Below are 23,451 nucleotides of genomic sequence, written 5' to 3'. Positions count from 1 at the left end.
CAAGCCTGGCTTTAAAACACCACTATTATACTATATAACATCAGTAAAAACCCAAAACATGGCCTCGCCCTCAAGAACAGGTGTTGAGAAGGGGTTGAATAGTGCCTTGGAATGACCTTGGGATGAGGTTGGAATGAGGTTGGAATGACCTTGCAATGACCACAGTCATTCTAACCTCATTCCAAAGTCGTTTCAAGGTCGTTCTAATACACTACAGTGGCACTTCTCTTCTATAACTGTACTGGATTCGCTTGACCTGATCGGTTATTTCACTGATTTACTTTAATCAACCCATATCCCCCCCTGTCACCCCCGCTTCAGACTGCAGCAGAACCTAAGCAAAGACCCTGTTAAACAGCAATTTATACAGCCCACAAACAAGGACAAACAAGATCCGGTCCTTTTCAAAACACACCAAAACCCCTCTCAATATCTCCCTAACCTCCATTTAATAGCTTAATTCCTCTTTTTCTCCTTATACTATATATACATACGCTATAACTAAACCGCGATCTTTAAAATCCGTTATAACCACAATTACTTCCAAACCCTAACCCACCGCTAAAAAAGAAGAAAATTAATCCGAAGGAATGCCTCAGAATTGTGCTAAAATTGCAGGAAATGCCGATTGAAAAAGGAAAACAATTAGAAATACAGTACAAAATCCTTTATTAAAGGAAAATGCAACCGAACCTTACACGCTGTGCTGTGATCAGCAATCAGCAGGATTACAGAAAAATAGTGCTGCTAAATTTCAATAGCTTTATGTCTTCGCCTGTAAGCACCAGGTGTTAACCCTCTGTATTTCTTAAATATTCTGGATAAATGGCTCTCATCAGTAAAATTAAGCTCCTGGGCAATCTCTTTCAAGAGCATATTACTGTACACAAGACGTGTATCTATCAGCTTCAATTTATAATTAATCAAATATTCCTGAATGCTTTCCCCGGTACGCTTTTTAAAATACTCTCCCAAATAATTCACAGAAAGATGAAACTCATCCGCGATAACCTGCATTTTTAAACTTTCAGGTTCATAAATATGCTGCTGTAAATAAGCTATAATCTTCATTACCGCTGATTCACTGCCTCTCTCCAGCTTTTCATCAGACTCCGTCCGGATAATATTACGGGCAATTAAATTGATCAGAATAGAAACCGACTGACGAATAATTGCCAAAGAGCCAATTTCCTTTTGCTCATGTTCGCGTACAATGCCTTCCATTAACGCTAATCCAAACACTTCGTCCTGCTCATTTTTAAACAAACACCCTGCCTTAGCATGATAATTATGAAAGATATAACCGATTTTTTTCATCCAGTCGCAATAATCCAGCTGTCCGGCCTCAGCCTGAAGTTTAAAAAAAGAGACTTCTGAAAAACGGATATGTACAAAACGTGTCGGACTTTCTATGTTAAAAGCATGCGAATCTTCAGGAGCCAGAAAAAACAGCTTTCCACTTTGATACAAATAACTATTCCCATTTACAAGATGATTCCCCTTCCCCTGCTGAATATAGATCAGCTGAAAATAATTAAGCTGCTCCGTTCTGGTCATTCCGGATTCTCTTTCCAGAATAGAAATTTCAAAAAGCGCTCTTATATCTTGTGTAACCATCCTGCAAAGGTACAAGACAACCCTCTTAAAATACAATTCAACTCTTAACTACGCAGCCTTCCTTTGCAGGATAAAAAAATTACCCATGCAAAAAGCAGTTCAGGATACCTCATTAACTCAACAAACTTCCCCCTATACCCAAAGATGGCTCGCCTTATTTGTATTGCTCATGGGTGCATTTTTATCTCCGCTCGATTTTTTCATCGTCAATGTTGCCCTACCAGCTATTAAAGAAGCGCTCCATGCAACAGCAAGTCAATTACAATTTATCATTATAGCTTATGGAGCAACTTATGCCGTATTAGTAGTAACAGGGGGCAGACTCGGTGATATTTATGGAAGAAAGCGCATGTTTATAATCGGGATGCTTTTATTCACCAGTTCCTCTGCTATCTGCGGTTTTGCCCAAAATATCCAATTGTTAATTGGCGCAAGGATACTACAGGGATTAGCAGCTGCCCTGCTTGCCCCACAAGTTTTATCCTCCATCAGAATTATTTTTCCTGAAAATGAACAACCGAAAGCAATGGGTTTCTTTGGCGCAACTTTCGGTCTGGCTTCTATTGCTGGTCAGCTTTTAGGTGGTATACTCCTGGAAATTCACCCTTTTGGATTCACCTGGGAATCGGTTTTTATGCTCAATATCCCCATCGGATTACTAACTATCATCCTTGCTTTTTTCATTTTACCAGAAAACAAACCAGCAAAACAACCAAAACTTGATATTCCCGGGATATTTTTTCTTTCCCTTGCCTTGTTCTTAATCATCTATCCACTCATCAAAGGGAGAGAAGAAGGCTGGCCATTATGGATATTTTTATGTTTCGCAGCCGCAATTCCTGTATTAATTACATTTATTAAACTAGAAAAAAAGGCAGTCGCTAAAGGCAATGATCCTTTAATTGACCTGAATATGTTCCGCAACAAGCATTTCGTGACCGGAGCAATCATTATTTTCTTCTTTAACAGTACCGCAGCATTCTTTATGATCTATCCGTATTATTTACAAAATGGTCTTCATTGGAATGTTCTTTCTGCCGGATTAGCTGTACTGCCTTATGCAGCAGGATTTTTTATTGGCCCTTTAACCAGTGCAATGCTCACGAGAAAGCTAGGTTCATCGGTTGTATTACTCGCATTGGGACTATTATCAACAGGCTATACAATGGTGATTATAGCTACGATATGTTATCCTGCCCCCGGATTTTTACTCTATGCAGGCTTAATGATTGCCGGTATGGGACATGGCATTGTATTGCCGGCACTCGTCAGGATTACGCTTGCTCCTGTTACACCCGAGAAAGCCGGGATGGCAGCTGGCATAGTGAGTACTGCGATACAAATGGGCAGTGCAATTGGTGTCGCCGTTATCGGAACTATCTTTTTCTCCCTGTTCAATAAGGAATCCAGCACTCAATCTTTTAAAACAGCCTTCGCAATTGCGATAGGTTGTCTGCTCAGCATTTTCATCACCGCATTCTTTTTGACGATCAAACTTAACAAATTACCCGTAAAAAATTAAAATATGGATATTACACAATCAGCACAACAACAAGTTCACGATTTCAACCAGGCAATTACTTTATGGTTCACAGGAGAAACCCGCAGAGAAAATATAAATGAAGTACTGGGAAGGCTGCATCAGGACTTTATCATGGTAGCGCCAGACGGTTCTGTTAAAAAACAGGAGGACCTGGCCACCTGGTTACCCACAGTATTTGGCACCAAACCTGGATTTTCTGCTGTCGCAGATCAGTTCATCGTGAGCTATTCGGCAGACAATATGGCTATCATCGTATATCATGAAATGCAAAAAACCTCATCAGCAACAAATAACCGCAGATCTGGTGCCTTATTTATTGCTGATGAGGAGGGAAAAATAACATGGCGCCACTTACAGGAAACCTGGTTATAAAAACGCTATATTATTTAAATTTATTTTTCAAAGCTTCCAGCTTCGTTTGCAAATCACCTTCTGGTTGTGCCTTTGCTTGCTGAGGCTTTGGTCTGTTAGATTGAGGTCTGTTAGCCGGTTCAGCTCTGTTATTTTCAGGCTTTCTATGGGTAGCAGGCCGCTCCACTTTAGCACGTGCAGCAGGTTTAGGCGCATTTTCGCTTTTCATAGATAATGAAATACGTTTCCGTACCACGTCAATCTCTTTCACGGTCACTTCTACCTTCTGGCTAACTTTAACTACGTCATTCGGATTAGCCACAAATTTATCAGCTAACTGACTCGTATGTACTAAACCATCCTGATGTACACCTATATCCACAAAAGCACCGAAATTGGTAATGTTAGTTACGATACCCGACAACTTCATGCCCACCTTTAAATCATTGATTTCATTTACACCATCCGTGAAACTGAAGGCCTCAAAAGCTTCCCTGGGATCTCTTCCTGGCTTAGCCAATTCCTTCATGATGTCATTTAATGTAGGTAAACCCACATTTTCACTAATATATTGCGGCAATTTGATCTGTTTTTGAAGTTTTACATCTTTTAAAAGCTCATCTACAGAATGACCTAAATCTTTAGCCATCTGACTCACCAAAGCATAACGCTCCGGGTGGACACCACTTGCATCCAGTACCATAGCCGCATCCCTGATCCTTAAGAAACCTGCCGCCTGCTCATAGGCCTTATCTCCTAAACGCGGAACTTTCTTTAAACTCTCGCGGTTTTTGAACGCACCATGCTCATTTCTATAAGTCACAATGTTTTGAGCCAGCTGTGGCCCTAGTCCAGAAACGTAAGCTAAAACTTGCTTAGAAGCTGTGTTTAATTCTACACCTACTGCGTTGACACAGCTCATTACGGTATCATCCAGTGACTGCTGAAGCTTAGTCTGGTCTACATCATGCTGATACTGGCCAACTCCTATAGATTTAGGATCGATTTTAACCAGTTCCGCTAAAGGGTCCATTAATCTGCGGCCAATTGAAACAGCACCACGCACGGTAATATCCTGAGTTGGGAATTCTTCGCGGGCAACTTCTGATGCGGAATAAATAGAAGCACCATTTTCATTCACCATTACAATCAGAACACCTGGCAGGTTTAATCCTCTGATAAAAGTTTCAGTTTCTCTTCCTGCAGTACCATTTCCAATCGCAATAGCTTCTACTTCATGTTTAACACAAAGTTTTTGGATTGCATCCGCAGCATTTTTTATATTTCCTTGTCCGGTGTGCGGATAGATTGTTGTATTCTCTAATAATTTACCTTGTCTGTCCAGGCATACTACTTTGCAACCTGTACGGAAGCCCGGATCAATTGCCAATACATTTTTCTGACCCATTGGTGCAGCCAGTAATAATTGTCTCGCATTTTCAGCAAATACACGGATTGCTTCTTCATCAGCTTTTTGTTTAGCTAATAAACGAAGTTCTGTTTCCATAGCCGGGCCTAACAAACGTTTATAACAATCATGTAAAGCCAATTCTACTTGTTTAGCAGCAGCATTATCCCCTTGAATAACCTGTTTTTCTAAAATTGCAATCGCGCCATCCTCTTCAGGCATGGCTTCAACTTTTAAGATAGCTTCATTTTCTCCGCGTCTCATGGCTAAAACACGGTGAGAAGGTGCAGATTTTACAGACTCTTCCCACTCGAAATAATCCTTATATTTTATTCCCTCTTCTTCTTTCCCTTTAATCACGGAAGACTTCATGGTCGCTTTCTGCTGAAAATACTTCCGCATATCTGTACGGACTTCTGCGTTTTCATTGATCATTTCTGCAATAATATCCCTTGCACCTGCCAAAGCTTCCTCCGTATTCGCAACGCCAAGCTCTGTATTCAGATATTTAGCCGCTTCTTCGTCAGGATTTAATTTCCCCTGTTCAAAAATCAACAGAGCTAAAGGCTCCAAACCTTTACGTCTGGCTTCAGAAGCTCTTGTTTTCCTTTTTGGTTTGTAAGGCAGATAAATATCTTCAATCGTTGTGATATTTTCAGCCGCATTCAGCTGCGCTTCAAGCTCTGGTGTTAATTTACCCAGCGTAGTCAGTGCTTTCAGAATAGCTTCGCGTCTTTTGTCTAACTCACGTAGTTGCTGGAAACGGTCACGAACCGCAGCCACCTGTACCTCATCTAAGCTTCCGGTCACCTCTTTACGGTAACGGGAAATAAAAGGTACAGTCGCTCCTTCATCTAATAATTCAATAGTTGCAATAACCTGTTTTTCTGAGACTGCTAGTTCTGCAGCAATAATCTTTGAGTGATTATTCATGTTAAAATATTGGGTGATGTTTTAAGAAACAGCTTATCGGTAAGGCAGTTTCTGTGAATTTAAATTTCTTCCGGGTAAAGGTAAAAAACAAAAAATCCCGCATGGGGTTAGCCAGCGGGATTATATATCAACAGTTCTTAATAACTTATTTTGTTACGTACATTACTTCTTTCACTGCTTTAATTACACGTTCAGCGTTTGGTAAGCTGGCAGCGATTAAAGTTGGTGCATATGGTAATGGTACATCAGCACAAGTAATACGTAAAACTGGTGCATCTAAATGATCAAACGCATTTTTTTGTACGTTGAAAGCAATTTCAGAAGAAATTGAAGCCAATGGCCATGCTTCTTCTACAATTACCAGACGGTTTGTTTTCTTAACTGATTCAATGATTGCAGGATAATCGATAGGACGTACAGTACGTAAATCGATAACTTCAACACTGATTCCTTCTTTAGTTAATTCTTCTACAGCCGGATTAACAACACGTGTCAGCATTTTACCAAAAGTAACGATAGTTACATCAGTACCTTCTTTAACGATTCTTGCTTTTCCGATTGGCAGGTAATATTCCTCTTCAGGAACTTCACCTTTATCACCATACATCACCTCAGATTCCATGAAAATAACCGGATCCGGATCAATGATAGCTTGTTTTAATAAACCTTTAGCTTCGTAAGGAGTTGAAGGAATAACAACCTTCAAACCTGGACAGTTTGCATACCAGTTCTCAAAATTCTGAGAGTGTTGTGCACCTAACTGACCTGCATTACCTGTTGGGCCACGGAATACGATTGGAATAGAAAACTGACCACCGCTCATGGATAACATTTTTGCAGCTCCGTTTATAATCTGATCGATTGCAACCAGGGAGAAGTTGAATGTCATAAATTCTATGATTGGAATTAACCCATTCATTGCAGCACCAATACCGATACCGGTAAAACCAAGCTCAGCAATTGGCGTATCGATGATACGTTTGTCACCAAACTCATCAAGCATTCCCTGACTTACTTTGTATGCACCATTGTATTGCGCAACTTCTTCGCCCATTAAGAATACGTTTTCATTCTTACGCATTTCTTCGCTCAAAGCCTCACGCAAAGCTTCTCTAAATTGAATCTCTCTCATTGTATATTCAAATGTTAACTGCCGGCAAATATAACTATTGTAACGTAATAATAAAGTTTGTTTTAATTACATTACAAAGCGATTATTATTAGCGCTATTGTTGCCCTACTTGCCGCAAAGGGACAAATAAGGACAATATGTACAATTATCGGCTAGTGTAGTATGTATAAAAGGGATTTCCGGATTAAATAATTCCTCCAGTTTCTCCCGTAGCAGACGGCTAAAATCTTTTTTCAAGTCCACTAAATATTCGGCTTGCAGCTGTAATTTTTTACCTCTTCCTTCAGAAAAGCTAAACAATGTCCCTTCTTTTCTCATCTTGCGGATCAGGTATAAGTTAGGTTCCATGTCCGTTATCCCTCTGGACTGTTCATATACATAGGTGTAAAAAAGAGTTTGGATCAATGCCTTATTCTGCTTGTCAGTTTCCGCATCAAAAATCTCTTCCAGCGAACTATATTGAAGTTCATCACGCCCGGTTTTATAATCGACAACCCGTGTTACTCCATTTTTCTGATCCACCCTATCAATAATCCCATGTAAGGTAACCTGCCTTTCTACACCTGCAACATTGATTTTGAAATAGATCTCATCCTTACTCTCTAACCCTATGATAGAAAACGGAGCTTCTTTTTCATCATGGTCAAGAATTACATTCGCATATTCGGTCACAATTGCCAGCACTACCTGTTGCATTCCATTGGCTGAGAGTACCTGTTTTTCATCATCATACATCACTTTCACAAAGGCCAGCTCGGTTAAGCGGGGCAGATTTTTGCGATGGGCAACAATCCGCTCTTTAGTGATATAAGGAGTTTCTGCTTTCAATTCTTCGTAGAATTTTTCCAGCACAAAGTGAAGCATGGAGCCGATGTAGTTCGCTTCCAGGTTCTCAGATAGTTCTTTCGGCTCTTCTATTTTAGCGATATACTTATAAAAAAACTGCACCGGACAGTTCATATATGTGGTAATTGCTGTGGCAGAAATCCTTACCGAAGGGTCTTGCTGATCCAGGTAAAGGGTTAAACGGTTCAAAACGTCACCTTCTTTTTTAATCTGAACGGTGACCGGATGTTCTGTCGCTACGGATTGCGACTGGTCATAATAGGTAAAGCTATACCCGCTTTCAAACTCCAGCTGACGTAAAAACCTGCTCGGTTCTCCTGTTGTATTGTCATCTGCCTGCCCATTGTAAACCAGGCTTATCTTTCTTGAACGTTGCAGCAGCCTGTAAAACATATACGCCGAGATCGCATCCTGATTCTCAATAACCGGAAGCCCGTAAGCTCTTCTGATACTGTCAGGAATAAAACTTGGCGACGCACTTACCTGTGGCAAAATACCTTCATTTACGCCTAATATATAAACATGGTCAAAATCCAGGCTCCTGCTTTCCAGTAAACCCATCACCTGTACACCTTCTAAAGGTTCTCCGCTTAAAGGAACCGCAATTCCCTGTACTGCTTTTTGAATCAGTGACAAAACAAATGGCAGAGGTAAACGGGCAGCAAATTCTGCCAGGGTATCATGCAGACGGTTCAGCTCTTTGATCGTTGCAATAAATAAATCTACCTCGGTTTGTTTTAACGTCTTTTCTTCTACCTGCTGTGTTAAAACAGCTTTAAAAACCTCCTGAAGATTGACAATAGCCGAAGCCGCCGTATTTCTTTTGGTAAAAAATAGCTGGGCCAATTCTCCGGAACGCTGCAATAAAGGAATATCAACTTCAATTAACTGTTTGGCTAAAATTTCAAGTTGTAATGTATTTCTTATTTCTTGTGAAATACCGATCAGGGGATGTGATAAAAATGCCTCCACCTCTCTATGGTTGACGGTATCTTTTTTCCCACCTGCCAGCTGAGATTGTACAGAAAGCCATATATCTGCCAGTCCAAAGATGGAAGTCGCTAACAGTGGGTAACCCATCGTTACATTCAGGTCTACTGCAGTACGCTTCCCTTCTGCATCATAGTGCGTAGGTATAGTTTGTAAAACAGGCAATAATAAACTCTCATCCGCAAGGATTAAAGCTATTTTTCCTGCATTATCCGCAGCGTCCAGAATTGGGTAGTCTTCTTCCAGTTCCTGTTGCAAGATCTTTGCCTGTGCAGTCTGGCCTTGTGTTTTATAGACTTTAACTTCTTTCTGCACTGATCTGATCAGCGGCCTGCTTTGTCCAAGCGCATTGGGCAAGCCTAGTCTTTGAATATTTTTACGAAGGAATAATCCAGCTTCCTGCGTATCATCCTCCATGTAATAAGTATCGGTATCGAAATAAAAGAGCGCTTTCTCAGTCTCATTCCAGCGTTTAAAAATTACTGCTTCGGCATTGCTTAAGGCATTAAACCCGGCAAAGACTAACTTTCCTTTAGCAAAATCATCAATAAAACCTGGTTTATCTGCTGTACCATTCGCGAGTTTCCGGTAAACATGTGCCATCGAAGTCAGCCCTTTTGAAGCCAGCGCCTCATGAAAGCCCCGGTATAGTTTAGGCATCCTGCGCCACATCCGGATAAACTGCTCCTGGTGATTTTTCTGCTTTCCTGTAGAAAATGAAGTCCAGAATTGCTCCAGAAATTGCTGCTGCTCTAAGGTGAGGTGCTGAAAGTCTTTTTCAATGACCGCGATGTCTTCCAGTTCTTCAAATAACTGATCTGCATTTACCAGGTCATTGTCTATCTGGGCAAAATCACTTAATATAATTCTTGCAATAGGATAAAATACGTCAGGATTGATCTCCTTCGCGCCCTCTGCTTTTAGCAATTCATTGTATTGCTGATGCAATGTGAAGAACTGTGTAAAGCCATCAGCGATCAGTAAATCTGTTGATCGGGCAAAAAATTCCTGTATGGTATAAAACGACGGACTCCAGAAAGGTTTACCAATCGTATCCGCCAGATGATGCTGCAAATAGGGTACAGGTCGTTTATTGTTAAAGATCACAGCAGAATTGTGCAGCGTATTCCCTAACCTGTCCACTAAATCTTCTGCAACTTCTTTTAAAAATGCTTTCATGTTTTTAAACTGGCTGTTATACTAAAATCAATTCGCCAATCGTGGCATAAAATAAATAGGCACTTACTTTCGGATAACCCATTTCCTGTAAAAGATCACGGTAGCCATGTACTTGTTTGACGTGGTTACGGCTTTGTTTTTTAGTGAATTTATAGTCAATCACGATTACCTCTGTTTCTGTAAACAAGACCTTATCCGGACGGTAACTTTTACCCGTAATATCAATAATACTCTTTTCACTGACACTTTGTTTACTGTTCAGCAATAGATTTTGAAGCGCTTCATGTTCTAAAACAATCATGGCCTGCTTTCTGAAATCTGCGACTTCCTTTTCTTTAAAGAAGCCTTCTGTGAGCATCTGTGCCAAAACCTCATCTATATCATTGATAGCGGCTGCGCGGGCCAGTACTTCATGTAAAATACTTCCCTCCCTGCCTGCACTATCATTTAATAACATATCAATTTCTTTCTTTCTCAGGTCACTGTTAAAAACTTCGCTGAGCCTTCCTGACAATGGATATTCTTTCAGATCAATAATTTCGGGTCCCGGGTGTGCGGATGAATTTCCTGATACTTTTTTAACAACCTTTTCTTCTAAAAGGAATTGTCCTTCGGGGGTAACCTGATCTTCAAAGATCCGGATTAACAAGTCTCCGATCGTACTGATACTCTCAGATTTTTTGCCCAGACAACTCACGTATAAATATTCTTTGGTGCGCGTTGTGGCTACATAAAGCATATTTAAAGCATCCATATTGTTATATAGCAATTCTTCGTAGTAGGGAATGGCAACAGCCGATGCCCCTAAGGCTGAAGTATATTTGAGCGGGATACTTTGGAGCTGATGGTACGGGGTATTTGCAGCGGGCACCCAAAAGATACTATTGATCTTTCCATTGATGTCCCAATTACAAAAAGGGATCATCACTACTTTAAAGGCAAGACCTTTAGATTTATGGATCGTAATCACTTGTACAGCATCTGTGCTTTCTGAAGAAGGCAGGGTTTTTCTGCTCCCCTCTTCTTCCCAGTATTTCAAAAATGAGGTAATCCCTTTTTCTCCCTGGCGGCCAACGTTTCCTGCCAAATCTCTCAAAGCAAACAGATAAGGTAGATGATTTGCATATGCCGCTTCATTTAAGCCGTAAGCGGAGATCAGTTTTTCGAGTAATTCTGGTAGTGGTTGTTGCATCCAGCTGCGCCAGTGCATACATAAATCAGCGGGTAATACTCCGGTTAATTCTTCCAGCTGCTTGCTTTTCAGGTTAAATAAGGAAGCAGGGTCAAGGGTACGTTGTTGTAGCTGTGCATATAAACTGATACAATTTGCTTTATATAAGGCAGTATTGGAGGACATGCCTGCCATCACCATCAAAGTATCAATTAATATTTTCACTGCGGTATTGTTCTCAATGAGTAGTGCTTCTCCGGAAATTACATTGATGTTGTTCTCCATCAATATATCTACTACAGCAATCGCTTCTGAATTGGAGCGTACCAGTACGCAGGCATCACCCGCCTGGTAGCGCTTTTCTTCGATTAAAAGACGTTTAAGCGTTTCAACCATTTTACGAAGTGCTGCTGTCTTAAAGGTTGTTTTATTTAATGGGGCATCATTTTCATCTGTTTTTAAAACATTAAAATCAATAGTGCCTCCGTCTGCTGTTCTTGGGGTAAGTTTTTGTTCCGCTTCTGCATAAACATCGGTAATAATATGACTAAAGCCTTTGTCTTCCCACCATTCCTGAAGGTTCAGATTAGCCGCCTGTGCTTCTACTGTACTGTTGATGTTTTGCTGCATCAGTATGGGCAGTGCCTTAAACAGGATATTATTAAATTCAATGATGTTTTTGGTACTCCTGTAATTCTCTTCCAAACTGGAATCCGTTACATAAGTGCTGCCAATGTCTTTTTTAGCCTGCTGGTGAAGAATATTCCAGTCACCATTCCGCCATCTGTAAATGGATTGTTTCACGTCCCCCACTATCAAATGATCAATGAGTGCCCCGTTGGCTTCTGCCATTGCATTTTTTAACAGCGGCCTGAAATTCCCCCATTGATTGGCTGAGGTATCCTGAAACTCATCAAATAAGAAGTGACGGTAACGGCTGCCTGTTTTTTCCCAGATAAATGCAGGGTTGTCATCGTCATCACCGGTAATTCCTTTCAGCAGGTTTTGTGCATCACTGATGAGTAAACTTTCGCTTTCTTCCCGGTAGGTTTTCAACAGAATGGCCATTTCCTGCATCAGACGCAGATAATATAAATTTTTATTGAAAGCCTGTGCTAAGATATATTCAGGCAGTCCATTGGTATAAGCCTGATATAAATCGCGGATCACCGGATTCAGTATATCATATAATGAAATATCGCTTCCTGGTTTAAACCATTCTTCAGGTTCATCAATGAGTTTGCCTAAACTTTCTACTTTATCAAAGTCTTCATCTGCAATTTTCTTCAGGTTGTTTAGCGGAGATCTGGACTTCCCTTTTAACAAATCGGGGCTAACTCCTGAAGCTTCAAAAATGCTGAGGGCTTTTATAGAGAGCTGCTGAATGGTTTCTTCAAACAGCGTGATCTGTTTTTTAGTTGCTTTATGGTAATCTCCAAACAGCACATTCATATCTGTATGCTGCACCAGTTCCTGGATGGCATTGTCAAATGGCTGATAGCGTTCTTTAAATATTTCTCCGGCCAGATCTGTCAATTCAGTCCTGTAGTTCCAGCTGATATTATTGCCGATCCGGTCTAAGGCAAGGTCAATAATCCATTGCAGCAATTCGGGGTTGACATCCAGTTGTTCATCGAGTTTATCCGCCAGTTCGTTCTTGACCTTATCAAAGTTCATTTCCAGTTTATAACCGGAGTCAAGTCCTAGTTCAAAGGCAAAACCGCGGATCACCTTTTGTACGAAACCGTCAATTGTACTCACCGAAAAACGGCTGTAATCGTGAAGTATTTTCTTATAAATCCGGGCTGATTTCTCCTGTAAAGTGGCTGCATCTAAATCCGGATGTGCCTGCAAAACCAGGGTTCTGTAGTCTTCAACCTCCTGATCGCCGGTCGCAAAGCCTTTTAACACTTCCATGATACGGGTTTTCATCTCTTCGGTAGCCTTATTGGTAAAGGTCACTGCGAGAATCTCCCTGTATTTGGTTTCCCCAGATAGTAAGAGTGTTAGGTAGTGTGCCGTAAGGCTGAATGTTTTACCTGAGCCTGCCGAAGCTTGTAATATTTTAAGTGGTTGAGGCATGTGGTGAAGTTAGGACAAATTGTATACATTTAGAAAAGTTTAAAATTGGACTGCTGATTTTAAACTTCCTTTAAAATTATTAAAAACAACCAGACATGAAGAAACTATCACTGATTCTGTTAGCCACACTGGCAATTTCAACTGCAACATTTGCACAGACTACCAAAACTAAAGCACCAAAAGAAGAAGTAAAAATATATAATCCAGCAGCTGATGCCAAAGCTGATATTACTGCGGCGGTTGCCAGGGCTAAAGCAGCCAAAAAACATGTATTTATACAAGTTGGCGGAAACTGGTGTTCGTGGTGTATCGCTTTTCATCATTTAGTGGATAACACGCCTGCTTTGAAAACTTACCTGAACGATCATTATGAGACTGTACTGGTAAATTATAGTAAAGAGAATAAAAATGAAGCCATCATGGCTAGTTTGGGTTATCCCGGACGTTTCGGTTACCCGGTGTTTGTGATCCTTGATGGGGATGGAGAAATATTACATATCCAGAATTCTGGTTACCTGGAAGAAGGTAAAGGGCATAGTGTTAAAAAAGTAACTGAATTTCTTCAGGGATGGACTTACGAAGCATTAGATCCTGCAACCTATGCCAAAAAAGACGCTGCGCAGTAATTTATTTCTTTAGGGAGAGCATTCCATTCATGAGCTCAGCATTGAACTCTCCTATTTTTGTTTCATGCAGCATCAGGTGAATCTTGTTCCGAATATCCTTAAACTCATTATGCAGTGGACAAGGGTTGATTTCGGAACATTGTTTTAATCCCAGGCCGCAACCGTAAAAAATATCGTTTCCATCTACAGCGGCGACAATATCACTCAAGGGCCTCTCTAAAGAAGCACTATCAAGGTAAAACCCTCCATTCGGACCTTTTGTAGATTGCACAATCCCTCTGCGGCTTAAATCCTGTAAGATTTTTGCCAGGAAAGGTTCTGGTGAATCTATCCCCAATGCAATTTCTTTAATGCCTACCCTGCCGCTCTGCCCGGCTGTTCTGTGCGCAATGAAGAAGACTGATCTGATTGCATACTCACAAGTTTTTGAAAATATTCCCATCTCTGATTATAAAACAAAGATAGCAATAAATTAACCATAGAATGCGTGTAGTATTTCTTTTAAGAATCTCATCTTAAGCGTTAAAATAATAAAAGACATTTTAGTCTTTTATTATTTATTTACTATATTTGACCCATCAAACCATACCAGCATGCCTTAAAGAATGCAAAGCTGCACTATAATAAAGGATAAAAAGGTATTAATATATTTTATGATGACTGACGAACAAAAAAAACTGATCACAGCAACAGTACCAATTCTAAAAGAAAACGGCGTTTTATTGACCACACATTTCTACAAACGAATGTTTACGCATAATCCAGAGTTGAAAAATATTTTTAACATGGGAAATCAGCAAAGCGGGAAACAACAAACCGCATTGGCTATGGCTGTACTTGCTTATGCGGAAAATATAGCCAATCCTATGGTACTGCTGCCTGTAGTAGACCGCATTGGACATAAACATACCAGTTTAGATATTCGTCCTGAACATTATATGATTGTGGGTAACCACCTGATCGAGTCTATCAAAGAAGTTTTAGGTGATGCGGCCACACCTGAAATTATAGAGGCCTGGGGAATTGCTTATCTGCAATTAGCTAACCTGATGTCTGGTCATGAGGCTAAACTCTATGAACAGCAAACATTAAAAACGAATGGGTGGACAGGCTGGAGGCCATTTATATTGGGCAAGAAGGAAGCAGAGTCGGCAGAAATCACTTCTTTTTATCTATACCCAAGTGACGGCGGAAAAGTAACACCTCACCTCCCTGGTCAATATTTAAGTATCCGTACTTTTCTTAAATCCCTGAATTTAAACCAGGCCCGCCAATATAGCATTTCAAGTGCACCTAATGATGATTACTACCGTATTTCAGTAAAAAGAGAAAAAGGCCCGGATCTGGATGCTAACGGCTTAATCAGTAATTATCTTCACGATTCGGTAAATGAGGGAGACATTTTAGACCTGACCTCTCCTGCCGGTAATTTTGTACTCACAGAAAATCCAACGGCTCCGATTGTGCTGATCAGCGGAGGTGTGGGCCTGACACCGCTAATGAGTATGTTGCAAAGCCTGGTAGAACAAGATCACGAAAATCCGATTACATGGTTACATGGTTGCAGGAACAAATCCGTTCATGCTTTTAAAAATCATCTTGATCACATTACGGCCACAAAAAGCAATGTGAAACAGCATACGTTCTACAATATAGTGACTCCAGAAGATAAAGCGGATGGCATATTAGAAGGTTACCTGGATATTAACAGTATCCCGGAATTACACAATGACCCGGATACCAGTTATTTCATCTGCGGTCCATCGGCTTTTATCACCAAACAATATCAGGACCTTCAGGCAAAGGGCGTTGATAAGAAATTAATCTTTTTTGAAGAATTCGGACCTCAATTGCTGCAGATGAACTAAGCAGCTAAAAAACAGGGCATAAAAAAGGAGGCAATAAATTGCCTCCTTTTTTATTTCAGTTGCTGAACTTATAATCCAGCGTTAAACCTGAAGAAATTGTTGACTGTAACCGGCAGTTTTCCTGTAGCTACTTTTACATTTCCTATAACTTCAGCTGCAGCTTTCTGCATATAATCTTCTTTCTGATAGCCTACAACTAAAGATTTAGCATTTTCTATGCCCGGCAAACTGGCCAGGTTATACGGATTAGCAAATAATGCGAACACCGTATTCTTAGTGGCCATATCTCTGATCAGCATCTTTAAATCACCGCTCAGCTCCATGCCATTCCCCGGACGTAACCTGGTATCATGAATTCCAATAATCACCTGGTCAAAACCGGCCAATTGTTTCATCACCCCGGCAACTGCATTTGCATTTGCCGCTTTATCTAAATTAAAGAACATACAATTGGTATAAAATTTACCCAGCTCCCGTTGAAATACTGTTATATCAGGCGTACCCATACTTACAATAGCCGTTCTCTTGACCAGGCTCAACGATTTTATGCCCCCATCACCATTTAAAATAGTCATGGACGCATCAGCTAATTGCTGTAACAAAGTCAGGCTCTCTGCTCTGTTAACTTCAGTGGCAACGTTATGTGTATTTATGGTATCTCTTTGATAAACTCCTGACCAGTATTTAGCAATTAAGATCTTGCGAACACTTTCGTCAATCCTTTCCATACTGATCCTTCCGTCCCTCACTGCCTGACGCACCAGTTTAACTGCTCTTTTACTATTCTCAGAAAGTTCCAGAATATCATTTCCTGCAATAACTCCCATTACATCGGCTTCACCGTCTTTAAAATTCTTCACTACCCCTTTCATTTCCATGGCATCGGTAACAATCAATCCGCGGAAACCCAGTTCTCCTTTTAAAAGATCGGTAACAATAGGTTTTGATAAGGTGGAAGGTAGGTTGGGTGTTTTATCCAGCGAAGGGATATTCATATGTGCAATCATTACGCCCGCAGCACCTTCGCGGATCAGCTCTTTGAAAGGGTATATTTCCAGACTATCCAAACGGGCTTTCGTAAAATTAAGCTGAGGAAGGTCATAGTGTGAATCTACATCTGTATCTCCGTGTCCTGGAAAGTGTTTGAGCGTGACTAATAAACCACCGTCCTGCATTCCTTTGAGGTAAGCACCAGCTTTCACTGCTACATTATATTTGTTTTCACCAAAAGAACGGTAATTGATAATTGGATTTTTAGGATTGTTATTAATATCTACATCAGGCGAGAGATTCATTTGCATCCCTATTCTTTTATAATCTTTAGCAACTTCCAGCCCCATTTTATAAATCAGCTCTTTATCTTGTATAGCGCCGAGTGCCATTTGATAAGGATAAGAGATCGTACTATCCAGACGCATGCCCAATCCCCATTCTCCGTCAGAAGCAATTAATAAGGGGGTACGCGCCAGTGCCTGGTATTTATTAGTTAAGATAGCTTGTCTGCCGGGGCCGCCCTGAAAGAAAACCAATCCACCAATACGCTCTTTTTTGATCACGAGTCCGACAGAATCTTCAAAGGCTTGTCCTTTATTGGTATGCGCTCTCACAAAAAATAATTGCGCAATCTTATGACGTTTTTTTAATTTATGCAGCACAGAATCTACCCAATGGTTCGGGTCATCCAAACTCTGGATATAAGATTTCTTTTGTGCCTGAGCAGAAAAGATAAATAATAGCAGCACGATCAGTACGGGGAACTTTTTGTGAATCATGAATAATTGATATGGTTAATGAAACAAAGTTAATTAAAACCATCAAATCAATGTATCAGATTTGATACACAAGGAACGGTTTCAGTGCTGAAAGTCAATTTAAAAAACAGGAAACAAGCTACTGTATATCAATACTTAAGGGCAGTGTCAATTTTTTATATTCCTGAGATCTCTTAAACTGGCACATTTATTTCTATGCACACCGCGTTAATCACAAAATTAATAGATATAGAATATGAAACCATCATGATTTTTCAAATCACACAACGAAATGGAAATAAAATCATGATAGCTCCATAACCATTAAAAAATAAATACATACTCATGAAAAAGATCTTTATTTTGGCTATTGGCCTTTTTGTAGCTACAGCAGCAAGTGCACAGGATAGGATTAAATTTGGTGTTAAAGCCGGATTAAATCTATCAGACATTATCAAAGGCGATGGCAACAACAACTTCGACACCAAAGTAAAAACAGGTTTTAATGCAGGGGTAACTGTAGAAATCCCATTAATTGCGGGACTTGCTTTCACACCGGAAGTTTTGTATTCGCAAAAGGGTTACAAGTTAACTTCTTCACTTGGAGAGTTCAGACAAACAACAAGCTTTATTGATGTGCCTATTCTGGCTAGTTTCAGACTGGGAAGCAGTTTTAATATTGTTGCTGGTCCACAGGTTTCCTTCTTATTGTCTACTAAAAACAAGTTTGACAATGGCTTCGGAACTGTAGAACAAACCAATGTAGAGAATGATTCAGACAGGTTTAAGAAAAGTCTGGTTGGTGGTTTAATCGGTTTCAGATATGATGTCAATGATAAATTTGATATTCATGGACGTTACGCACTGGATTTCCAGAAAAACAATGAAAATGGGACTTCTTCTACACCAGAATTCAGGAATCAGGTATTCTCTGTTGGTGTAGGTATCAAATTTTAATATATCCATACCTATGGAAAATCAGCCCTGTCTTCTTTAATCAGAAGCAGGGCTTTTTGTTAAAATTCTACGTGCGCTCTTAAAGAGAAAACATGAACTGGCCCCCGGTCTTTATTATAGGCAGGGTGCAGGATAAACTGGTAATCGGGAGAAAGGAAGAATTTCTTCTGATAAACGTTCACCTTATAATAAGTTTCAGCAATCATTTCAGGGGCATAGTTTAATTTACCATCACCAATAATGAATCCATAACCTCCGTGAGCAAGATAATCTCTATGGTCTTTGGAAATTCCGTTACCTACAAAGGCAAGGCCGATTTCCGCGTCTTTTTGATTCCAGCTATCTCCTTTTAAAATCGCGCCCAAACTTACTGACCTGTCAATTTCTGTAAAAGCCCAGGTTTCAGTTTTTCCGTCATTATAGCTTGTTTTAGCAAAAACGCCTAGATTTGGATTGATGTTCTGTTCTATATTGATCCCAAATCCATATTTATTTCTTCCATAAGTGCGTGTTTCTGTAATATCAGGTGCGAGCGGGTCCTGTGCAACTGCTAACCGGTAATCTCCCATCTTTGCGGCATTGTCATAGCCTAGTACACGCAGCGTTCCTTTTTGTCCGCTAATCTGGTAGCGCTTTTCATATTCAAGCGTAAAAGCATGTGCTTTACCTATTTTTCCATCCCATATTGATCCATTAGCAGTAGTGGTAACCATTGTGGTTGCTAAACGTAATGCCCAGGTTGGCTGGCCGAGTTCGAATACAACCCCAAATACATAACCTCTTGTATTGGCCGGATAGTCCCATGCCCCGTTCGCCATTAGTGACCAGTTCATAAACTGCGATCTCGCATCATGGCTAAAAGCATTGTTATCAAAGAAGTCACTTAATCCAAATTTACCTGCGGTGATAGAGAAGTATTTCTTTTTGCGGTAACCGGCCAGCTGATTTGCATCATCGGCAATGGTATCGGTTTCTTTTCCCCAGCCAAAGGTTTGGACAAGGTAAGCTCTGGCAATATAAATAGCTGGTTCAGGAGAGCCAATTCTAAAGGTTTCCCCATTCGGAAATCCCGCCACTCCTACGGCCTGACTAAATCCTTTTCCACCAGACATTTCCGGATTGAAATAAGCTTCAGCTCCTTTCCATAACCTGGCCCCGCCAAATAAGGTCGTGGTCAAAGAAGTCGCTGTTTCATGAGCGGTAGAAAGACTGTTTGTACCGGAATATGGTGCACTAAATCCAGGTTTAGTCTGCGTAATTACAGTTTGCTGGAAATGGAAGTTGAATCTTTTTTTAAACAGGCTATCTGTTTGTGCGAAAGTTGGTGCCGCCAGTAAGATGGCTATACCCAGTATTATTATCTTCTTCATAGGATGAGCGCAAAGATATTAGAATACAATATTACTGAGATTAAAACCAGATTAAAGAAATTCTTTTTTAACAGGTTAACTGAAAGCTTGTTCCAGCCACTGAAAAATAAATTTACAAGCTGCTAAGCATAGATAAATATGGTCATACTTCTTGGGCCATGGGCTCCTAATATCAGGGATTGTTCTATGTCTGCGGTCTTGGATGGCCCTGCGATAAAAGTTCCGAAGTCATATTCAGCTTCTCCGATTTTCTGATAGGCGGTGTGCATATCGGGAACTATTGCCGAAAGAGGAACGACCATGACGATGTGCTGGGTTATAAAAGGTAAAACTCTGATCCCCATCTGGTCTTCTGTAAGCCAGAGTGCGGAGTTTTCTGCAACCCCGAGATTTGATTTAAAGATGGCTACATCCACATCTTCATAACTATGCGGATCTGAATCGAATTCAAAGGCAGGGATTCCGGCAGACACTAATTCTTTTATGGTAGAAACTATTCGTTTTTCGCCTGAAAACCGCGCCGTAATTAAAGGGTGTATGGCAGCAAATTCATCCACTAAATGTACTGTACTCCCTATTCCTTCGGCCATCGCCTTAAATTTAGCCTGCAGTTCAAGAATTTCTACACGCTCCAAAGGCATGGCGGCCGGAAGAGGAACTAATTCGGGTTGATTTTGTCTTAATGCGGCTAATATTTTATCTCTGCTCATCGCTATTTAACATTCTTTTTATACCATTCCCCGAATGATTCTTTTGGAACTTCAGGCATATCTCTTTGCTTGTACCAGGGGTTAAAGTGGTTATTCACTGCAAAGGGGATATATTTTAAAACCCATCGCCCTGCTTTCCCTGCTGTGCGGTAAACTCCGGGAGAAGAGAGTGTATAGTTCATGATTTTCATGCTCATCTTTTTAGCGGAAGTCGCATAACCTTCCTGAACGATAACCTGCCGCCATTTATAAAGTTGCTGATGTATGTCAATTTTAACCGGGCAAACATTGGTGCAGGAACCACATAAAGTAGAGGCAAAGGGTAAGTCGGCATATTTCTCCCGGTCCAGGTTAGGTGCCAGGATTGCACCAATAGGCCCCGAAATTGCATTGTGATAGCTGTGCCCGCCACTTCTTCTGTAAACCGGACAGGTATTCATGCAAGCGCCGCAACGGATACATTTTAAAGAGGCTCTGAAGTCCTCTCTTCCCATTTGAATGGTACGGCCGTTGTCAACCAGTACAAGGTGCATTTCCTGTCCTGCCCGTGGCTTTTTAAAATGACTGGAATAAGTGGTGATAGGCTGTCCGGTAGCACTTCTGGCGAGTAAGCGCAGAAATACACCTAAATGTTTACGTTTTGGGATAATTTTCTCAATCCCCATACAGGCAATATGAACGTCAGCGAGATGAGCACCCATATCCGCATTTCCTTCGTTAGTACAAACTACAAATTCACCGGTTTCTGCAATTGCAAAATTGACTCCTGTCAGTGCTGCTTTTCTGGTTAGAAAGGTTTCTCTTAAATGTACTCTTGCTGCTTCTGTAAGTATTTGCGGATCTGAGGTTCCGGCGGCTACGCCAAGATACTGATGGAATAAATCTCCAATTTCTTCTTTCTTTTTATGGATACAGGGTAAAACGATATGACTTGGCGGTTCTTTAGCGAGCTGAACAATGCGCTCTCCCAGATCAGAATCAATTACTTCCAATCCTTGTTTTTCTAAATATTCATTTAAATGGCATTCTTCGGTAAGCATGGATTTACTTTTCACCAGTTGCCGGATACCGTGTTTTTGCAGAATCTGATGTACGATCTGGTTATGTTCTTGTGCATCTGCTGCCCAATGTACAATAATGCCATTGGCCTTTGCTTTCTCTTCAAAGCTAACCAGGTATCCGGCAAGGTTAGACAAGGCATTGCTCTTAATCTGCGAGGCTTTTTCTCTCAGTACTTCCCATTCAGGAATACTGTTAGCCGATTTATCTCTTTTCTGCCTGATCCACCACAGGGTTTCATCGTGCCAGTTTACACGCTCTTCATCTTTATTAAATACTGCTGATAATTCAGGATGGGTTTTCGTTGGTGCACTCATAAGCTAATTCTATCCTGCATTTAATATTTCTGCAATATGCAGCACCTTCACTTTGCTATTTTCTCTTTTTAAAATTCCTTCCATGTGCATCAGACAGGACATATCGGCACCAGTAATATATTCTGCACCGTTCACCAGGTGATCTTTCACCCTGTCTTTCCCCATCTTTACGGATACGGCTTCTTCGACGACACAAAAAGTTCCGCCAAATCCACAGCATTCGTCTTCTCTTTTCAAATCGATGAGCTCCAGTCCTTCTACCTGCGCTAAAAGTTGCTGGGGTTTAGAAAAATAGGGTGCAACCAGTTCACTCATTTGTGTCAGCAATAGTCCTCTTTGGCCATGACAGCTTTGATGCAGGCCTACTTTATGGGGGAATTTTGCTTTGAGGTTTTTCACCTGAAGTATATCTACCAGGAATTCTACCAGTTCATAGACTTTAGTCCGTACTGCTGCTGCTTTTTCTTCAGACTTTTCCGTATGCAGGTGTTCTTTAACGTGTAAGACACAGCTTCCTGAGGGGGATACGATATAATCAAATTCCGCAAAATTGTCTACAAACAGCTGGTTACAATCCTGGGTCAGATGTTCAAATCCTGAATTGGCCATCGGTTGTCCGCAACAGGTTTGCCCGGTCGGATAGGTCACGTCTAAGCCTAGCTTTTTAAGCAGCTGATAGGTTGCAATACCCGCATTGGGATAAAACTGATCTACGTAACAGGGAATAAAAAGGCCTACTCTTTTCATAAAGCGAAATCATTGGAGCTTTGTAAATTTCATTTTCACTGGAAGCACAAGCTACGAAAATACGCTTAACGTACTGAGCTTCTATCTCTGATTTTGGCAAAACATACAGCTTTATTGCTATATCAAAAATAATAAACAAGTATACACCTTCCTGCCGGATTAACTGTACCGTACCATCTTGGTCTTCCCTGTTTACTGGTCTTGCGCCATACTTTTTTCAATGCGGGAGTCGGGTATGAACCAGATAATTGCAACCAATACATACAGGGAAAAACTGATCCATGGGTTAATCCACGACAAGGCGATAGCAGTCAGATATAATCCGACCGAAATCATCCCTTTAGATCCCCTCCCTATCGCTTTACTAAGGTTTGAATTCTCCCCTTCGTGGTTAATCAGGGAGTTTGACAAAATAGAATAGGCAAAGGCATTCATCACCAGCACAAATCCATAACATATGATGGGCCATTGGCTGAAATGGTTTTCACCCATCCAGGCAGTCACAAAAGGAATCAGCGACAGCCAGAATAATAAGTGCAGGTTAGCCCATAATATACGTCCGTTCACCGATTTTGCTGCCTGAAGCATATGGTGGTGGTTATTCCAGTAAATCCCTACGTAAACAAAACTCAGGATATAACTCATAAACACTGGTATGAGCGGAACTAATGCTTTGAGATCCTGTCCACCGTGGGGCACTTTCAGTTCCAGTACCATAATCGTAATAATGATGGCGATTACACCATCACTAAAAGCTTCCATTCTTCCTTTGTGCATTGTTATTTGATTAGTTT

17 protein-coding genes are annotated in these 23,451 nt (G+C 40.7%); 5 read left to right on the top strand and 12 right to left on the bottom strand.

The features are described 5' to 3' along the window. Positions 1-747: 747 nt before the first annotated feature. Positions 748-1,617: an AraC family transcriptional regulator gene (locus LY11_RS06485; RefSeq protein WP_111632904.1), complete on the bottom strand. Its 870-nt coding sequence runs from the start codon at positions 1,615-1,617 to the stop codon at positions 748-750. Between the two features lie 85 nt (positions 1,618-1,702). Here LY11_RS06485 and LY11_RS06480 point away from each other — a divergent pair, with 85 nt between their 5' ends. Further along, positions 1,703-3,139, top strand: coding sequence for an MFS transporter (locus tag LY11_RS06480; protein ID WP_111632903.1), 1,437 nt, complete (start codon positions 1,703-1,705; stop codon positions 3,137-3,139). Positions 3,140-3,142: 3 nt separating this feature from the next. Continuing rightward, the gene (locus LY11_RS06475) at positions 3,143-3,532 is read left to right on the top strand and encodes a hypothetical protein (protein ID WP_111632902.1); all 390 of its coding nucleotides are present in this window, start codon (positions 3,143-3,145) and stop codon (positions 3,530-3,532) included. 10 nt (positions 3,533-3,542) lie between these two features. Here the strand turns inward: LY11_RS06475 and LY11_RS06470 are convergent, their stop codons facing one another. The 4 genes from LY11_RS06470 to LY11_RS06455 all read right to left on the bottom strand — a co-directional run bounded on the left by LY11_RS06470 (position 3,543) and on the right by LY11_RS06455 (position 13,252). Further along, entirely contained in the window at positions 3,543-5,852 is a 2,310-nt protein-coding gene (locus LY11_RS06470) for a Tex family protein (protein WP_111632901.1), read from the bottom strand. 145 nt (positions 5,853-5,997) lie between these two features. Then, positions 5,998-6,984: a pyruvate dehydrogenase complex E1 component subunit beta gene (locus LY11_RS06465; protein ID WP_111632900.1), complete on the bottom strand. Its 987-nt coding sequence runs from the start codon at positions 6,982-6,984 to the stop codon at positions 5,998-6,000. 105 nt (positions 6,985-7,089) lie between these two features. Further along, complete coding sequence (locus tag LY11_RS06460) at positions 7,090-9,999, bottom strand: PD-(D/E)XK nuclease family protein (protein WP_111632899.1); 2,910 nt, start codon at positions 9,997-9,999, stop codon at positions 7,090-7,092. Between the two features lie 16 nt (positions 10,000-10,015). Further along, positions 10,016-13,252, bottom strand: coding sequence for a UvrD-helicase domain-containing protein (locus LY11_RS06455; protein WP_111632898.1), 3,237 nt, complete (start codon positions 13,250-13,252; stop codon positions 10,016-10,018). A 95-nt stretch (positions 13,253-13,347) separates the two neighbouring features. On the opposite strand from LY11_RS06455, the gene LY11_RS06450 reads away from it, so the two are divergent. Beyond that, a complete protein-coding gene (locus LY11_RS06450; RefSeq protein WP_111632897.1) occupies positions 13,348-13,878 on the top strand; it encodes a thioredoxin family protein in 531 nt (176 codons plus the stop codon). Position 13,879: 1 nt separating this feature from the next. Here LY11_RS06450 and LY11_RS06445 read toward each other — a convergent pair whose 3' ends face one another. Beyond that, positions 13,880-14,320, bottom strand: a complete 441-nt coding sequence (locus tag LY11_RS06445; RefSeq protein WP_111632896.1) for an RrF2 family transcriptional regulator — start codon at positions 14,318-14,320, stop codon at positions 13,880-13,882. 211 nt (positions 14,321-14,531) lie between these two features. Between LY11_RS06445 and hmpA the strand changes: the two genes are divergently transcribed. Beyond that, complete coding sequence (gene hmpA / locus LY11_RS06440) at positions 14,532-15,746, top strand: NO-inducible flavohemoprotein (RefSeq protein WP_245952627.1); 1,215 nt, start codon at positions 14,532-14,534, stop codon at positions 15,744-15,746. Between the two features lie 68 nt (positions 15,747-15,814). Here the strand turns inward: hmpA and LY11_RS06435 are convergent, their stop codons facing one another. Beyond that, entirely contained in the window at positions 15,815-17,518 is a 1,704-nt protein-coding gene (locus LY11_RS06435) for a glycoside hydrolase family 3 protein (protein WP_111632895.1), read from the bottom strand. Between the two features lie 324 nt (positions 17,519-17,842). On the opposite strand from LY11_RS06435, the gene LY11_RS06430 reads away from it, so the two are divergent. Next, entirely contained in the window at positions 17,843-18,454 is a 612-nt protein-coding gene (locus LY11_RS06430) for a porin family protein (protein ID WP_111632894.1), read from the top strand. A 59-nt stretch (positions 18,455-18,513) separates the two neighbouring features. On the opposite strand, the gene LY11_RS06425 is transcribed toward LY11_RS06430, so the two are convergent. From LY11_RS06425 to LY11_RS06405, 5 genes are all read right to left on the bottom strand, one after another. Continuing rightward, a complete protein-coding gene (locus tag LY11_RS06425) occupies positions 18,514-19,824 on the bottom strand; it encodes a carbohydrate porin (RefSeq protein WP_111632893.1) in 1,311 nt (436 codons plus the stop codon). Between the two features lie 122 nt (positions 19,825-19,946). Beyond that, positions 19,947-20,534: a LutC/YkgG family protein gene (locus LY11_RS06420; RefSeq protein WP_111632892.1), complete on the bottom strand. Its 588-nt coding sequence runs from the start codon at positions 20,532-20,534 to the stop codon at positions 19,947-19,949. 2 nt (positions 20,535-20,536) lie between these two features. Then, on the bottom strand, positions 20,537-21,910 hold the full coding sequence (locus LY11_RS06415) for a lactate utilization protein B (protein ID WP_111632891.1): 1,374 nt from the start codon (positions 21,908-21,910) through the stop codon (positions 20,537-20,539). 9 nt (positions 21,911-21,919) lie between these two features. Further along, on the bottom strand, positions 21,920-22,657 hold the full coding sequence (locus LY11_RS06410) for a (Fe-S)-binding protein (protein WP_111632890.1): 738 nt from the start codon (positions 22,655-22,657) through the stop codon (positions 21,920-21,922). Between the two features lie 192 nt (positions 22,658-22,849). Continuing rightward, complete coding sequence (locus LY11_RS06405) at positions 22,850-23,434, bottom strand: TMEM175 family protein (RefSeq protein WP_111632889.1); 585 nt, start codon at positions 23,432-23,434, stop codon at positions 22,850-22,852. Between the last annotated feature and the right edge of the window lie 17 nt (positions 23,435-23,451).

The organism is Pedobacter cryoconitis (assembly GCF_003259615.1).
Taxonomy (GTDB): Bacteria; Bacteroidota; Bacteroidia; order Sphingobacteriales; family Sphingobacteriaceae; genus Pedobacter; species Pedobacter cryoconitis.
The sequence above is the reverse complement of the archived record's forward strand: the minus strand, read 5'-3'. Positions and strand labels throughout refer to the sequence as shown.